Genomic DNA, 17,254 nt, shown 5'->3' on the forward strand with positions numbered 1-17,254 from the left:
TTCTAGTATTAACTATCAAAAACCTATGAACGTTTATCTTAACCATTTAAAAATGGTAAGCTAGCAAACGGGAAAAAATAGAAAAGAAAAGTAAGAAAAAATTGTCCGAATAAATCAGTCCAGTATACTATGATAATCTTTTTCTGTTTTACTGGTTATGTAGTAAGGGACACTGGAAAAGGCTATGTTAATAGCGATAATAAAGGACTCAATATCTTTGGCTTGTAAAGTGCTTTTTATTTGGTCCTGGGTTGATATAAAATAGTCTTTAACACGCCGTTCTAAGGCATCTTTAATTGTTTGCGTAAAGGCCTTTTCTACCTCTTGATTAGGAAACTTAAGCTTATAAACCCCTGTAGATGGTTCATAACCATCTATCGTTAAATATCCAGTTTGAAACATCAATGCTTTCAAACTAATTTCATTTCTACTACCGGTATACATTAACTCATATCTATAAGCATCAATCGGTAATGCATCTAGTTCAAATCTATCAGGATCTGCTAACATTTGGTTTATAAGCATAGTTGGACTACCTGATTCATACCAGTAGTCTTCTAGTTTACCAGAGTCTAAAAATATTAGCGTAGACCAAGGGTTATAGACACTCGCTCCATCTTCATAAAACTTATATCCATTGTAATAAGTAGCCATACGCCTCATTACTTCTGATGTAGATATTTTTTTATCTTCTTTTGTACCACATTTTTTAGCAATATCTTCCAATCTTTTTGCGAATATGGTTAAGATTTCTTGCTGCGTATAACCAAACATAGTACCAGCAGAAGCATCAATGCTAATATCTTTTAAATGATTAGCCCCTGAAAATACGTCCGATAAACTGAATTTGCTTACGCCAGTAATAAAAGTGAACTTAAAACGTTTATTGAGTGATTTTAAAGTCATAAAGAAGTCTTTCATAACCTTAATATTGGCTTGTTCTAAGTCCGAACCTTTTGTTAAATTAACCATTGGGGCATCATACTCATCTATAAGGACTACGACATTAGATTCGTAACCGTTATTGAGCTTGGAAAGTGCTTCCACTAAATCTTTTAATCCACTTTGTATATCTTTCGTTTGAATAGTTACACTATATGAGAAAGCTATTCTGGTTAACTCATCTTTTAAACTGTTTTCCAAGCAGTTCGGATTATGGTTTATGCCTGAAAAATCTATTTTTATTATAGGATGTTTTTTCCACTCATATCCGCTTTCTGGATTACCTATGTGGTAGCCTTTAAACACTTCTTTTTCTCCTCTACATATCGTATCCAATGTATCGATAAACAAAGACTTGCCAAACCTCCTAGGCCGGGCTATAAATATAGGATTTCTATTTTCTATTAACTCTTGTGCATATCGTGTTTTATCTACGTAGTAGCCTGTTTCAATCACAGATTGAACATCTGAATAGCCAATAGGTAGTGCATCTATCTTACGCATAATTTTATCTTGTTAAACTTTTTTATTTTAATTTCTGATTGCGTTGATCTTACTTTTAAACTTTAATTAACTTAGAATTCTTTTGTTTTGATTCGTTTTTCAATGGCATATAAACCAATAAAATGGGAAAAAACTTACCAAGAGTATATTCATTTTTAATCGTCATGACCTGAATTCAAAAGTTATTGTTACCTTATTTTCATTATTTGGGGAACTTGAACGAGATTTTATCAGTTTAAGAACGAAGGAAGCATTAGCCTCAAAAAAAGCAAAAGGAATTAAACTCGGTAAACCTAAGGGATCACTCCAAAAAAGTCAGTTTGATGTGGATAGAGCGAAAATTATCGAATTGCTAAATTTAGGTCTATCCGTTAGAAAAATAGCTAAATTCTTCAATTATAAAAATCATATCTTCCTAAACACATACATTAAAAAACGAAAATTAATTTATATAAAATAATTCATAATCAAATGATTATAGAAAAATTGTTCAGGGAAAAGAAAAGCTATTTCTATTATAAATGGATTGATTAACAATTAGTTTATAACCAAAATCAGACAAACCGGGCTTTTAGTCAAATGACCCCAATCTGCATTAAAAGTAGTATATTTAGCCATACAGAAGGCATCACAAAAGTGGAATATCGATTTACATGATTGGAGAGCGGCTATGAATCGATTTGATATCGAATTTGAAGGCAGATTCTCCTAAAAAAAGCATTTACACAAAAGGATTTACAGGCTCAAAAAATGTCCGAAGAATTCAGTCCATTGTATTTAGTAGACTACCGTAACCACTTTAGCTGCGCCAATAACCTTATTAAAAACCCCACTTTCGAAAGTGGGTCTCTATTATCATTGATCTATAGATTGTCTATATTTTTTAAATGCCAGTATGAGTTGGTTCATTCTTTTTTGTTGATAAGTTCTCCCAATCCACCCTTTACCAGCTGGTTGTGGTAGAAGATAGTGTGCAATAATCATCGCTAATCCATTGGTAACTATCCCAAAAATATGTGGAAATATTGCTGGTATGTATTGATCTAATTTCATACAAATCAACATGGTTGTTACACCTGTAGTCATTCCTATTAAAGCAGTACGGGAAGTTCCTCGAAATCCAAATATAGCTAATATAAATGGAGCAGATATTGTAGAAAAAAACAGCGTATACCCATAAGAGTAAATAGTAAAAAGTATTTTCATTACATCATTATACCATATGGCTAGCGTCATGGCCAATAAGCCTGTAATTAGTGAAGTTAATTTAGCTAGTCGGATCTTATAGATACAGGTAACTGACTTGACACCACGAATACTTTCTAGTATATCATGGCTAATCATAACAGAGCAGATATGTAAAGCAGAGTCCACTGTAGACATAGACATACCTAATACACAAATGGCGATACATCCTTTAAAAGCAGATGGAATATGAGATAGTATATATGGCCAAATTTCTGTATTAGATAGTGATGGATCCATTACGAAAACAAATATAGCAATAGATAATATTACAAGTTCCATAAGAAGACTAAGTAGGAAGGTATACCAAAAAGATTTTTTGATTTTAATCGGACTAGAAGTTATATATAGCCTATGCATGACTGCAGGCTTATGCATAGGAATTAACATACATATACTATAAACTACCCAATTTAACATTGCTAAGTTACGTTCTGGGTTGCTAAATTGAAATTTTTCTTGTTTTTTTAAAAAAAGTATTATCTCTAATAATGACTTACCTGTTTTGTCAAACATAAGCCTAGCTATTAGGCATATAATAATGGTAAAGGTTATAAATTGGAGTACGTCAGTAGAAACTACTCCACGGATACCTCCAAAAGTAGTATAGGCAATAAGTATCAAGGTTGCCAATGATCCTATAATACGATTGTCAATCGAATCTACACACATACTTATAACTAAAGACATTGCAAGAATTTGTATAGTAATAATGCAAATAGAATAAAAAATACTTAGTAAAGCAGTAATGATTCTTGGGTATTTTCCATATACATAACCTATTGTTTCTGCTAAAGAAATATGTTGCCTAAATGGAATTATACGTACATATATCATACTTATTACCAAATAAAAAAATGGAGAAAGCAAGCCAAATACTATATTCTTTAAAGGGAAATTATGAATATCTGGTATATAAAACATTAGTACTGATCCTTCATAAACAGTAGCTAAGGTCGTAACCATCAATATTAGTGTAGAAAATCGTTTATTTCCCACAGCATATTCTAGATATGTAGGTTCCCTTCTTTTAGCATAAAGACCTAACATTAGGGTCAATACTAAAAAGGCAGATATCATTATAATTTGGGTATTATATAGCATTATTAATAATATTATAATCTGATAACTATGGTCCTTCTATTAGATCGTGTAAATACTTAAATTCTTGGAGATGTTCATTAAAATGTGTTACATTCCTTGTTTATTTCCACGTCTATTTTAATCTATCGGAAAAAAGGGTGTCTATCTAAGATCGGCTCTGTCCATTTAAGTATGTAAATTATTTTTTCTGTTATTAGATTCTATTTTCAAATTTAATTAAAAAATGTGCCATAGCCTCAGTCCAGTTATGAACAGCATTCTTCCATTTTCTGGTCATATAATTAATAGTTAGATACAATGTTTTAAAAACGGCTATATCATTAGGAAACACTCTTTTATTTTTAGTAACTCTACGGAATTGACTATTTACAGATTCGACAATATTTGTTGTGTAAATGACTTTACGTATAGCGTTAGGGTACTGTAAAAATACCACTATATTATCCCAGTTAGCATACCAATATTTAGCTATTTGTGGGTATTGTTTATCCCATTTAGCAGCAAAATGTTCTAAGGCCATGCCTGCTTCTTCTTCATTAACTGCTGTATAAATTGGTTTTAAATCAGCCACTAATGCCTTTCTATGTTTATAAGAAACGTACTGCACGCTATTCCTAATTGCATGAACAATGCAGAGCTGATGATCGGTTTTGGGGTATACACCAGCAATCGCCTGAGACATACCTGGCAAATTATCTGTACAGGCAATAAGCATATCCTGCATACCCCTATTTTTAAGCTCTGTTAAATTCCCTAACCAAAACTTAGCTCCTTCATTTTTACTCATCCACAGACCTAAAACATCCTTTATACCAGACCTATCTATACCTAAAGCAACATAGACCGCCTTATTGATGATGCGCTTGTCTTGTCTAACTTTAACTACAAAACAGTCAAAAAAAACGATAGGATAAACTGATTCTAAAGGACGATTTTGCCATATTTTAACATCTTCAATAACAGCATCTGTGATGTTACTTATAAGGCTTTCACTAACTTCTGCGCCATATAACTCTTGTATTTGAATTTGAATATCAGATAGGCTCATGCCTTTAGCATATAGAGACAAAATCTTATCATCTAAACCAGGTATTCTTTTCGTACGTTTAGGTAATAAAACAGGCTCAAAAGTGGCTGTTCTATCTCTGGGGACATCAACCGATATAACCCCATTATCAGTGATAACTTGCTTACTAGATAGGCCATTACGAGCATTTTCTAAATTACTACGAGCATACTTGTTATAACCTAAATGGTTATCCATTTCTGATGATAACGCTTTTTCTACAAGACGTTTGCTTAATTCTTTAAGTAAGCCACCTTGATCAAAAAGGGTCGATAGGTCTACACCTGAGTCTAGCAATACGTCTATGGCTTTGCTCATCCCGTCTTTGGGTAAATCTTTTCTTTTCATTGTCGTTTTAAGTGTTTTAGTTTATATAAATATACAACCTCAAAAATATTTACACACTTAAAACTAAAGACCCCAGAAAAGGTCTAGGTAAGTTCATGAATCTGAGAGGAAGATAGACCGGTAAGAAGGATAATATCTTCTACAGGGTAGTGATTTTCAAGCATAGCTTTAGCGATTTCTATATTTCTCTCTAGCTTTCCTTTTTCTTCCCCTATTTGGATACCTTTTTTGATTCCTTTTTTCTCTCCTTCTTGTTCTAGTCTTTCCGCTACTGACATGGCAATTTTCTTTAATTTAGGGTTAGATTTTTTTATAGTTTCTAGTAAATTTGAATCATCATCAACCTGTAACATATACAAAAAAAATTGATCAGCATAACTAATATAGTCTTTTTCTAAAAGATCAACAATTAGATCAATGCGATCAGCAAACCATTGATTAAACGAACGATGAATACCTTGTTTGAGTACCATAAAGGCGAAAGCAGCTTTGTTGTACCTAAGTAACTCATTTTCTGGTATACTGTATAAATCAACTAAATGAAATTTGTCAAACATACACGATTTAGCTAGTTCAGGATCTGAAAACATCGATAATAAACTATTGGAACCTTTATAGGACTTATTGCCACTATAAATGCAAACATTTAATATGATTGGAAGAGGCACATTGCCTTTCTCTTTTAAATGCTGGCGTATAAGTCGAATGTTGTATTCTAGAAACCTCAGTGGCATATACGGATCTTCAGTAGATTGATGCTCACAAATCATGTACAGGTATCCTTCTTTTCCATTTATATTCGTTTTGAATACTAAATCAGATTCTCCTCTCCTACCAACTGGATCCACATAGCTTTTATTGGTTAATTCTAAATTTTCTTGATCTATAGTACTAAATAGTTCTGATGGTAGATTAACCGCTAGAAAATCTAGCATGGCTTCTTTATTACAAAACGTATTTTTAAATACGGTATCATGAGGCTTATCCACTCCTTTATTCTTATCCTTTTCTCCGTTCTTTTTCTTAATCATTTGATCAATATGTTACAATAAATAAATAAGATTGAAAATTAATGAACCTGTTGAATATCAGATTCAGATAAACCTGTGTAACGCATGATATTTTCTATAGAAAATCCTTGATCTAACATAACTTTAACTATTTCCAATTTGCCTTTTATTTTTCCTTGCTCCTCTCCTATTTTAATGCCTATCTTTTCGCCCTGTTTAAAAATTAAGTTATTATTTTCTTTTTGGAGGTCTATTATATTGTGAAGTTGAGTAATATGCTCCATTAGGAGTGCTTCTGCCTCAGGTTTGAGTAAATATTTTGTACTCAATTGTAATCCTTCCATTATATGCTGATCCTTAAAGCTATAATAACAATTGGTTTTACCTCTATAGCCTCCTAGGATCAAATGGTCGATCACTTGTATGCCCATTATCTCCCCTATACGCATCACATTGTCTGTCAGATCTAGATCTGCTTGTGAGGCACCTAAACGGCCACTAGGATGGTTGTGAATAAGGATAAGCGTAGCGGCTTGTTTTTGATAAGGTATATAAAAAATATCCTTGAGAGGAACCAAGACTCTATAGGAGGTGCCGATACCCAAGAGCTCTATATTGACGATTATTTTCTTTATGTCTAGTGCAATAGTCCAGAAATGTTCTTTGGTAAGATTGATGTCCTTATCACGCGTTATGATATGCTGCATAACCCTATGCGCCTCATAAGAGTTATGAATAGCAATCTTATCTTGGTTACGTATGCGGATGATCATAATCGTTAGGATATAAATTCAAGAATGAAGTTGGTCACTAATAAGAAGTTATAGTTGTACAAGTGTTTTGAGTTGATCTATAGATAAGCTTGTTATTTGGGCTACTTTGTCTAGAGCATACCCTTTTCTAAGCATAGATTTGGCAATCTCTAGCTTACCGATATTGATTCCTTCTTGTTGCGCAGTTTCTTGAATAGAATCTATTTTTTTAGCCATATCACTGATCTCTTTTTTGAATCTTTGTTCCATCTTGTGACTGGGTAGATATTTATTACTTTTGTATATCTGATCCATTAAGCCATTGTTCTTAAAATCATAAAAACTACTTTCTGTAATGATGAGATGATCGAGTAGCTTAATACCAACTATCGCTGCTGCTTGATGAAGACGATCGGTAACGTCTATATCTTCTTCAGAGGGCGCTAAATCCCCTGTTGGGTCGTTATGAACCAGAACAATACCAAAAGCTTTCTTTTGTAGAGGTATGCTCAGTATATCTGCTGGTGCATGAACTACTGCAGAATAATTACCCATACCGCAAAGTTCAAGGTTTAAAAGACTTGCTCCTTTATCTAAAGCAACTACCCATAAGTTTTTTCGACTTAGATCTGGTTTGTCTGGTTGATCTAACAAGGTAGACATCAATCCAAAAAGATCATAAGCATCTACAGGATAGGTAACTGTTCCTTTCTTAGTTATAACTGACATAAGTGTAAAGAATTCAAATAAGCATGCTAATCTGAGATATAATCCAGCTAAGTTTTTCAAACTTTATTTTAGTTATTTAACTGCATAGTTAAATAACTATTAATTTATTTAGTTAAATAGTTAATTCTGTCTACTACAGATTGAACCACTTGTTCACATTTGCTCGTTAATCCAATATAACGTGTTTCTGTAATCGACCTACCATCTCTTACCGCTTGTCTAAAAGTTGTTTTTTCTAAAACATGACCAGAAAGTATCATATAGCCTGTTTGATGCAAGTAATCCAATACTTCATTTAACTCTGTATGACTATTACCAACACGAGATAAAACAAATGCCAATTTGTCTTTATCTATTCCACCGTTTACCAATTCATGCGCTAGTCTAATTTGAGGATTTAGATCATCTATAGAGTTCCCTGTTGGTAAAAGTAATAAGTGCACAATATTGGCAATATTTTTTGTCATTCTACTTGCATGTGGTGCGCCATCAAAAATAACAAGATCATATGATTCGTGAACTTGTATAGCATCTTCAACATCTGTAAAACGTTCTACATGAATAGATGGATTGATTTTATTTTTTTCTCTGCGCAAATTCCATTCGTAAGATGTACTTTGAGAACTATCCATATCAGCTATAAGAACATTCCAATCAACACGTGCATATTCCGTTGCAAGCAATCTGCTTACCATGCTTTTCCCTACACCACCTTTTTGAGAAACTACACCAATTAAAACTGACATATATGCTACATATAGTTAAAGACTTATTTCATTAATTAGTTAATTAACTAATTGATTATTTAGTTATATTTATAAGTTTTTTTCACGGTATAAATCAAAAGATTCTTTTAATATGTCTACCATAGATTTATCTTTTTCTAGTGCATATTTTTTATATGCTCTTCTTAACTCCGCAGTTACTTTAAAGTTCATAGTAACCAACTGATCAGAAGGATACTTAGTTAAGTTAGTAATCTTACTTTCATACATTTTAGGTGCGATACCTAAACCAGATTGAGCTTTTTTAACTTTTATAGCCATATGCATTAGTTTTCTATTAGAAATAATAATATTTAAATTAAGTAATTAACTAAATAGTTATTTAACTAATATACGAAATTAATTATATGTATTCAACGTATGATGAATATATGATGTAATAAAAATCCTTTTACATTAAAATTTATAAATAGGCTTATTTTCCTAGTTAGGATTTAACGAGCGTTAAATATTTAACATTTTGTTTATATTTTATACCATATATAATAAATACAAAATATTAAGTTATATACTATAATTTAAGTTAAAAGATAACATGTCTAAAATTTTAGCTTATTTGCGTGCTTCAACAGATAAACAAGATGTGACGCACCAAAAGTATGAAATACTGGAATATGCAAGGAAGAATGATCTGAGGATTGATGAATATATTGAAGTGAAGATATCAGCAACTAAAAATAGCAAACAAAGACGAATTGATGAGTTGACAAAAAAATTATCTCCTCAGGATACATTAGTCGTCACCGAACTAGTCGATTAGGAAGAAGTACAGCTGAAGTGGTTGATCTGGTTAATACCTTAATTGACCGGCAAGTACGAATTATCATTATAAAGCAGCACCTAAATTTTAATCGTCATGATCTTAATTCAAAAGTGATTGTTACCTTATTTTCATTGTTTGGGGAACTTGAACGAGATTTTATCAGTTTAAGAACTAAGGAAGCACTAGCCTCAAAAAAAGCAAAGGGGATTAAACTTGGCAAACCTAAAGGAACACTGCAAAAAAGTAAGTTTGATGTGGATCAAGAGAAAATTATCGAACTGCTTGGTTTAGGCCTTTCCGTTAGAAAAATAGCTAAATTCTTCAATTATAAAAATCATATTTCACTAAATACCTACATCAAAAAACGAAAATTAGTTGACAAGAAATTAAAATAATTCATAATCAAAGTATTATAGAAAAATTGTTCAGGGAAAAAGAAAACTATTTCTATTATAAATGGATTGATTAACAATTAGTTTATAACCAAAATTAGACAAACCGGGCTTTTAGTTAAATGACCCCGATATCTTTTTTTTTCATTGTTCTAAGTTTTAAGTGGTATTATATACAGAAATATAAAATCTAAAATATATTTACACAATTAAAACGAAAGACTCAGTGATTGTATAAAAAATGATAATATAAAAAGACATTCATTGTTATTTTGAAGATATTGGTTAACAAGGAGTTTATAACCAAAATTAGACAAATCTGTATTTACCTACGTGACAGTACGACATTGTCTCTCATCATCTTAGCAGTCCAATCTTTTCCCCAAGGATTATTGTGTATATGATCATTAATTATATTTCCTGTTAGTTGAAAACTAGCACGACACATACACGGATTGATATCAAAATTATTATCACGTATATATGAACTTCTTACGTCAAGATAATCTTCTCTGTTTCTCCAATAAGTACTAGCGGACATGCTTCTACCAGTTTGTGAAGGACCAGGAATAAAAGTATCTAAATAATCTGTTTTTAAATTATGTAAAATTTTAGGAAGTTCTATCAAATAGGAATTATCTCTTAGTAAATGATCAATGTTTAGAATAAAATCATCAGACGTTTCTTGATTATTATCAGCATAATAAACTTTCATGTAAGGAGCTTTACCATTATTTTTACCTTCATTATATATTTTATCAAAATTTCTAAAAGGAATTGATTTGTCATCATAAAAATACTCACCCATCTGTACACAGTCTAAATAAAAGATTCCACATGGATCGTTATTAGTTTCTATAACTTTATATTTCCATGGTTTAGGACACTTAAAACCTTTTGCATTTTTTATTTTATTATTCCAAATCTGTGGATTTGCATGATTCACATTTTTCTCATTACTCAATTTAGCCCTTAGGGTATTAAAAAATATATATCCTAATCCCAATTCTAATTCGTTATTTTTATTGGGATCAAAAGTTTTTTTATCGGATAAAAATCCTTTTTCTAAAGTTTTATCCCAATAAGATTCTACTGAAGTAGAATGTTGCACATCGATATTCTTTATACTTTTTTTCATTTTTGATATATTTGGATTGAGCACATCAAATCCAAAAGTACCTTTTGTTCCAGAACAACAACTAAAAAGTAACAGTAGAGAAAACAGGAAGTAAAACCGATTCAATTTATTATCAGCTTTTAATTTTAGTAAAAACATTTTTTAAATTTAAATATAGCTAACTTGATACATATCAAAGAACAAGAAAAACGACCAATCATGTGACTAACTTATATTATTTTCAAGTAGACCTTTTATTTTTTCTTTTTTTCTCGATATCTTCTATAGACTTTTTTATTCCTTTAGCTACCTTCTGACAATATTTGAGAAAATCAATCATATTATCCTCACGAATTGATTCTACCTTATTATCACGAAGTACACTATAAACTTTTAAAGGTCTATCTTTATGTTCAGTAGGGTTAAGATCTATATAATAATATACCATAGCCTCATCCTCATCACCATCCTTATAGTTATGAGCTTCGGAATGAACAGCTATACACAAAGGTATATTTACTTTACTTGTTGCATCTTGATTACGCGGAAAAGAATGGGCCTTACTTCTATACCTTCTCATTTCACGGCATACTATAGCTTGTATATTTTGTTTATTTTCAGGAGTTTCAAAAGAAAAAACACACAATGGTCCACCTGGCTCTAGACCTTCATCTTTTAATCTATTTGGATCATATTCAAGTAAAAAATCCTTATATCCTTTAGGAAATTCATAGCCTAACTCTTTTTTAACCATGTTATTAAGCTGATCTATAGCTTCTAACCGTATTGTTTTACCATTTTTTTCTTCACTCGATGCAGTACTGCTTCCACTACTATGACTGGACCCAGCTTTTATTTCTGAGCTTTGTCCTATAGGTTTTTTATCCATTCCATTTATGTTCGTCCCGTTGCAAGCATTTATTCCCATGTAACCGAACAAACTTAAGGTGAAAAATAATTTTGCATTCATAACTATATAAACTTTATGTTAAAAAATAGATACGCATAGAAAAAATGTGTTATAATATAATTATACTATACTAAATCTTAGCTGACTAAAATAAAACCATTTAGTTTAATTTAACTCTATACTTAATCATCAAAATCTGATACAACCAAAACTCAACAATAAATGTACAAAATAATTTGGATAATACCACTATAATTTGACTATATGTATTCTATTAGTCCTACTAAAGGCTAATAAAAAAGCAGAAAAGTTAACAGACCCTGCATTACAAATACAGGGCTTAATATTACGGCATTAATGCCTTAGCCAAGGCTAGTTTTCAACTTAAAAGTCTCCAAGTTTATCTTCCATTGATTCATGTCCATCAATATAATCCTTGATCAGTTGATTAGTAACATTACTCGCAGTTCTTACAAATAGTTTGTTTTCTTATAATAATGCATCTTTACAGGTTAAATATGTTGAAACGACACACTATAGGTGCGTTGTCTTTCTCTCAAAGTAGGAAAATAAAACTGTTATACCGTAATCCTTATACTGCTATATCGTTAACTTGACGCCTATGGTTAATGAAACACTTCCATACGCTTTTCATATTTCTAAAAAAATCTATCCAAAAACTTTGAGAAACTTTTAGCAAAAAGTTTAGTATAAGGCTTACCATGATCACCTATATCATTATATATACACAACCTGAATTTATACCTGTTGACAAATCGATATAATACTGCTTAGTTCCATTTTTGGCTATTAACCAACAAGTTTTTTCGTTTATTCTTGGTAGGTCAACAAAACTATGAAATGAACGTTGCATTGATACTATCTGATTAACTTTATCCACACTATCTGTAGTGGGTCCACATATCTCAAAGCCTTCACCATATATAGATCCATATTCACTTAAAAATACCTTATACTCATTTAATGAATCTATGTTAAACATATCTACATCTCTACCTAAGTTTTCTAGTACAGAACTTATTTCATCATTATCTATAGAAGATCCTCGATTAAATTTTTCTGTTTTCAAGAACCTATCTACCTTTTCGTGTATAATTACCTCATAATCTTCTTCGTCAGTCTTACTTTCATAAGTCGAAAAGCAATCATCCAAAAAATCTAAGAAATCTTTAGAAAAAAATCTAGATTTACCATTAAGGCGCTTAAATATTTGTAAATCATGCAAATAAATCTGTATCCAACGGTTAGTACAAATATTATATATCTTCTTATATTTCATCCCTATTTTTCAGGGTTTCTATACAAAACAACTCAAAAAGTGGTTATTTCTTAATACAAATTTAACAGGTTTTTAATGTTTTTTATTTTGATTAACAAATGAATAAATAATACTTCAGGGACGACTACTTAAGTAACTATCTACTCTAATACGTCTAATATTAACTGTTTTTACAACATTAGAGAAACCAACAGGACTGCTTACAACAGATTTTGCCTGTTTTTTACCTTTACCCAGTATAGAATTTTCCTAAAATATTAGGAACGCCAATTCGGGATTAAATTATTTTTTTAAATCTGCTAACCAACAGTAATATTATTTACAGTTTATCGCTTAAACAAGCTCCTTTGTATTTTAAATTTAGAAATAAAAGAAATAAAACATGTAACCAAATTAACTTTAACAAAGGAGCCAATTATGAATGTAGAAAAATTAGTTGAAATATATTACGCTGTAGATGAATTTTTAAAAAAATTTATACCTTATATGAAAAAGTATTTGTTAACTACATCGAATAAAAAACCCACCAGAACATGCTCTTTAAGCTTGAGTGAAATAATGACTATTATCATTGCATTTCATGCGTGCGGTTTTAGAAATTTTAAGTCTTATTACATTCATTTACAGCAGTTTCATTCTAAGGACTTTGGAGGATTAGTAAGCTATAATAGGTTTATACAACTAGTAAAAAGAGCCCTAATTCCCCTCTTCTTTTTTACAAAGAGTCTTGCTAAAACACAAACAGGTTGTTACTTTATAGACTCAACAGCCATCAATGTTTGTAACATAAAAAGAGCATGTTCTAATAAGGTCTTTAGATCAGTTGCTACCAAAGGTAAAACCACAACGGGTTGGTTTTTTGGATTCAAATTACATTTGATTATCAGTGAAATAGGCGAAATTATAAATTTTAGTCTGACTACAGGTAAGGTGCATGATAGGTTCCCTGTAGAAAATTTATGCAAAAACTTAATGGGTAAAATATTTGCCGATAAAGGCTACTGTGTGCTGCAGCCAAGCAGTACTTAAGATGGAGGTAGGTCCTCCGCAATCTGTGTTCAGGCACTGGTTGCAAACGACTGTAAGCTGCTATAGTCAAAAGCTATGGTAGTGAGCGTTACAGAAAAGATACACGAGATGTATCACGTAAGGATAAGAGAGACGAACACAAGTGAACCACCGTACATGTGTCGATAGGTCCAAGTGATGTCAAAACCAGGTTAGGTACCAACTCTGGGATAAGTTTGGAAGGGACCTGATTACTGTCCAAGCGGCATCCGGCATAAAGGAGGCGTGACTCTCATCTAGGCTTAAGTATTGAACTGCAGGAACCTTCGTTTGTGATGTAAAGAGAAAAGGCTCAAGTAATAAATCTTACAAGGCCGAAAGTATCGAAGCACAATCAAGGGGCGGAGTAGCTCGTAGTAGTGATGAAGCAACTGTAATGGTTGTGGAGCAAAGGGGCTACGTTATCTACGTCGTGTATGTATATCAACTAAAAAAAAAAATAGGAGGAGTATATAGATATGACAAAACCATTTTCCATTTCTAAAGAGTTGGTATGGGCAGCATATAAACAGGTTAAATCCAACGGAGGGTCAGCAGGAATTGATCAAGAGTCAATTGATCAGTTTGAGCTTAATCTGAAGGACAATCTGTACAAGATTTGGAATAGAATGGCTTCAGGTAGTTACTTCCCACCGCCTGTTAAAGCTGTTTTAATTCCAAAGAAAAGTTCAGGCACTAGAACATTAGGGGTGCCCACTGTGAGTGATAGAATTGCGCAAACTGTAGTGAAAAGTGTACTAGAACCTGCTTTAGAGAAGGTCTTTCATAAAGATTCTTATGGATATAGGCCAGGTAAAAGTGCACATGAAGCTATAGCAGTAACAAGGCAAAGATGTTGGCAATATCCTTGGGTTGTTGAGTTTGACATAAAAGGACTATTTGACAATATAGATCACGATCTGTTAATGAAAGCATTAAGAAAGCATTGTTCTACAGATTGGATACTACTATATGTAGAAAGATGGCTTAAAGCTTCCATGGAAATGCCAGGAGGAGCATTACAGAAAAGGGGGAAAGGTACTCCGCAAGGAGGAGTTATAAGTCCGATTTTAGCAAATTTATTTTTGCATTACGCATTTGATAAATGGGCAGTAAAAGCACTATCTGGTATTCCATTTTGCAGGTACGCTGATGATGGATTGTTACATTGCGTAAGCCTACTACAAGCAGAAAAGATACTTAGTATGCTTAAGGCAAGATTCAAAGAAGTAGGATTGGAAATACATACTGATAAAAGCCATATTGTTTACTGCAAACATGCAAAACGGCAATTGAAATTTAACAAAACATCCTTTACTTTTTTAGGCTATGACTTTTGTCCTAGACAATCTAAGAACGGAGCAGGAGAAAAGTATCTAAATTTTAGCGCTGGAGCAAGCAAAATAGCAATAAAGAATATGAAAGCACAAATTAGGAGTTGGAGATTACCCCTAAGAAATGAGTGGAATATACATCAGATTGCAAATTATATCAATCCAGTACTCAGAGGATGGTATCAGTATTATGGGAAATTCTATAAAACTGCACTAAAGTGGGTTTGGAGAAATCTTAACGAGTATCTATGTAGATGGGTTATGCAAAAGTATAAAAGATACAAGAGACATAAGACCAAAGCAAGCAGCTACTTGGCAAGGATAGCGATAGCAAACCGGGGGTTATTCGTTCATTGGAAATTAGGGCATGTCTTAACGGTTTAGATAATGGGAGCCGTATGAGCTGAGAGGCTCAAGTACGGTTCTGCGAGAGGCTAAGGATGCAATGCCTTGGCCGACTCACCTGAGCAAAGAATTGTTTGAAACACTTATGGAAAAAAGTATAGAGTTAATTATACATATCAGGAAAAATATGAAAAATAGACTTATGCCACTGGGATAAGCTCTTGCTTAGAAAACGACCCATAATTGAAACCATTATAGATCAGCTTAAAAACATTAGTCAAATAGAACATTCTAGACATAGAAGCATACCTAATTTTCTTATGAATCTAATAGGTGGAATTACAGCTTATGGGCTAAAAGAGAAAAAGCCTTCTATAGCTAACATATATATGGCTGATCTACAATAAAAATAATCCCGAACTCAGGTTGATACAATGTTTTTATCCAACAACATCCCTTTTTCTTCTTTTTGTGCATAGGAGATGCTGGCACTGATGTGACTGATGCTTTTACCTATGGCAATCATTTTTTTGATGTTTTAGATAGCTTTTGGTAAGTATTGTAGTAACGTGATTCGTACGTTTGTGTTATAAGATTATCTTATTAAGATAGCTGTAAAAGTTCAGAAATATGATTGGTATAAAATACCATCCTGAAGGTTCATTCCTAAACTTTTTTATATTAAAAATGAATAAGTTCGATGGAAACTAAAGTTCGTATATAACAAGATAGTTATCAAAAGAAATACATATAATAATATGCAATTCAATATAAAAAAAATATAGCATTACTTACCATATTCTGGTTATTCAGTAATAATGCCTTACTACAAGAAGATGTAACGATAGCCCAGCTATCGTCCAAATATAGCGTCACTAGTAAAACTCTTCAAAATTGGAAACGTCAGTTTTTAGAGAATGCCTCCATAGCCTTTGATCCATCAAAGGTTGTTAGCGTTTATAAAGAAGAAATTAGCGCACTTAAGCATCAAAATGATGAACTTTGCCAAAGCCTTAGGGAAGGCTACTGTTGAGCGAGATTGGGCAGTGGGAAAGTTAAAGAGCTTGGATTTACTAAGTAAGAAAAGTCTTGTCAGATCCAAGCTTCCTCACTTATCCAAGGCAAGACAATGTGCGTTATTATCGATAAATCGCTCTTTTATATATTACAAATCTAAGGAATTAAACGACTGTAATTCAACTGTTTTAAAGAAAATAGATTTGATTTACAGGGAACATCCAGCATATGGTTATCGTTATATATACAATCAACTACAAGAAGATGGGTTTCATGTAGGTAGAGATCGTGTGCTTAAATATATTGGTGTACTTGGTATATCGGCTATTTATCCACGACGTAAGAAACCAGCCATTTCTTGTAAAGATGGTCAGCATAAGGTATATAGTTATTTGTTGGATAAATTGTAGTAGTTAGGATTTAATCTGACAGGCAATAAAAATTTAGTGTCTAAAGTTGTCAGTTAAGTTTAATGTGTCAGGTGTTCTTTTAAGATACGCAATTTGATTATTTTTTTCAAGGACTAATTTTTTACTATCCTCCC

General features: G+C 32.1%; 13 protein-coding genes and 3 pseudogenes. 5 read left to right on the forward strand and 11 right to left on the reverse strand.

Annotated elements, in window-relative coordinates; all coding sequences use genetic code 11:
• Positions 1-114 precede the first annotated feature (114 nt).
• The 8 genes from NLX65_RS03390 to NLX65_RS03425 all read right to left on the reverse strand — a co-directional run bounded on the left by NLX65_RS03390 (position 115) and on the right by NLX65_RS03425 (position 8,746).
• On the reverse strand, positions 115-1,446 hold the full coding sequence (locus tag NLX65_RS03390) for an AAA family ATPase (RefSeq protein ID WP_260537181.1): 1,332 nt from the start codon (positions 1,444-1,446) through the stop codon (positions 115-117).
• 855 nt (positions 1,447-2,301) lie between these two features.
• Entirely contained in the window at positions 2,302-3,795 is a 1,494-nt protein-coding gene (locus NLX65_RS03395; protein WP_312025857.1) for a sodium:solute symporter family protein, read from the reverse strand.
• A gap of 193 nt (positions 3,796-3,988) precedes the next feature.
• A complete protein-coding gene (locus NLX65_RS03400; RefSeq protein WP_445083375.1) occupies positions 3,989-5,179 on the reverse strand; it encodes an IS256 family transposase in 1,191 nt (396 codons plus the stop codon).
• A gap of 113 nt (positions 5,180-5,292) precedes the next feature.
• Positions 5,293-6,240: an Rpn family recombination-promoting nuclease/putative transposase gene (locus tag NLX65_RS03405; RefSeq protein ID WP_260537185.1), complete on the reverse strand. Its 948-nt coding sequence runs from the start codon at positions 6,238-6,240 to the stop codon at positions 5,293-5,295.
• A 38-nt stretch (positions 6,241-6,278) separates the two neighbouring features.
• The gene (locus tag NLX65_RS03410) at positions 6,279-6,992 is read right to left on the reverse strand and encodes a JAB domain-containing protein (RefSeq protein ID WP_260537187.1); all 714 of its coding nucleotides are present in this window, start codon (positions 6,990-6,992) and stop codon (positions 6,279-6,281) included.
• 48 nt (positions 6,993-7,040) lie between these two features.
• Positions 7,041-7,700, reverse strand: a complete 660-nt coding sequence (locus NLX65_RS03415) for a JAB domain-containing protein (protein ID WP_260537189.1) — start codon at positions 7,698-7,700, stop codon at positions 7,041-7,043.
• A 104-nt stretch (positions 7,701-7,804) separates the two neighbouring features.
• Entirely contained in the window at positions 7,805-8,446 is a 642-nt protein-coding gene (locus NLX65_RS03420) for a ParA family protein (RefSeq protein ID WP_260537191.1), read from the reverse strand.
• A 69-nt stretch (positions 8,447-8,515) separates the two neighbouring features.
• Positions 8,516-8,746, reverse strand: a complete 231-nt coding sequence (locus tag NLX65_RS03425) for a hypothetical protein (RefSeq protein ID WP_260537193.1) — start codon at positions 8,744-8,746, stop codon at positions 8,516-8,518.
• A gap of 274 nt (positions 8,747-9,020) precedes the next feature.
• Between NLX65_RS03425 and NLX65_RS03430 the strand changes: the two are divergent.
• Positions 9,021-9,643: pseudogene (locus NLX65_RS03430) on the forward strand (recombinase family protein).
• A 322-nt stretch (positions 9,644-9,965) separates the two neighbouring features.
• Here NLX65_RS03430 and NLX65_RS03435 read toward each other — a convergent pair.
• The 3 genes from NLX65_RS03435 to NLX65_RS03445 all read right to left on the reverse strand — a co-directional run bounded on the left by NLX65_RS03435 (position 9,966) and on the right by NLX65_RS03445 (position 12,967).
• On the reverse strand, positions 9,966-10,916 hold the full coding sequence (locus NLX65_RS03435; RefSeq protein WP_260537195.1) for a hypothetical protein: 951 nt from the start codon (positions 10,914-10,916) through the stop codon (positions 9,966-9,968).
• Positions 10,917-10,998: 82 nt separating this feature from the next.
• A complete protein-coding gene (locus tag NLX65_RS03440) occupies positions 10,999-11,727 on the reverse strand; it encodes an SMI1/KNR4 family protein (protein WP_260537197.1) in 729 nt (242 codons plus the stop codon).
• A gap of 670 nt (positions 11,728-12,397) precedes the next feature.
• Positions 12,398-12,967: a hypothetical protein gene (locus NLX65_RS03445; protein ID WP_260537199.1), complete on the reverse strand. Its 570-nt coding sequence runs from the start codon at positions 12,965-12,967 to the stop codon at positions 12,398-12,400.
• 417 nt (positions 12,968-13,384) lie between these two features.
• On the opposite strand from NLX65_RS03445, the pseudogene NLX65_RS03450 reads away from it, so the two are divergent.
• The 4 genes and pseudogenes from NLX65_RS03450 to NLX65_RS03465 all read left to right on the forward strand — a co-directional run.
• A pseudogene (locus NLX65_RS03450) lies at positions 13,385-13,969 on the forward strand (IS982 family transposase); the annotation flags it as partial.
• Between the two features lie 524 nt (positions 13,970-14,493).
• Positions 14,494-15,732 carry a group II intron reverse transcriptase/maturase gene (gene ltrA, locus NLX65_RS03455; RefSeq protein ID WP_260537201.1) on the forward strand — a complete coding sequence of 413 codons (1,239 nt, stop codon included), beginning with the start codon at positions 14,494-14,496 and terminating at the stop codon, positions 15,730-15,732.
• A gap of 76 nt (positions 15,733-15,808) precedes the next feature.
• Positions 15,809-16,100, forward strand: a pseudogene (locus NLX65_RS03460) (transposase); the annotation flags it as partial.
• Positions 16,101-16,685: 585 nt separating this feature from the next.
• On the forward strand, positions 16,686-17,120 hold the full coding sequence (locus NLX65_RS03465; RefSeq protein WP_260537203.1) for an IS3 family transposase: 435 nt from the start codon (positions 16,686-16,688) through the stop codon (positions 17,118-17,120).
• Positions 17,121-17,254 lie beyond the last annotated feature (134 nt).

This window comes from Candidatus Cardinium sp. TP, from assembly GCF_025215055.1.
Classification (GTDB): Bacteria; Bacteroidota; Bacteroidia; order Cytophagales; family Amoebophilaceae; genus Cardinium.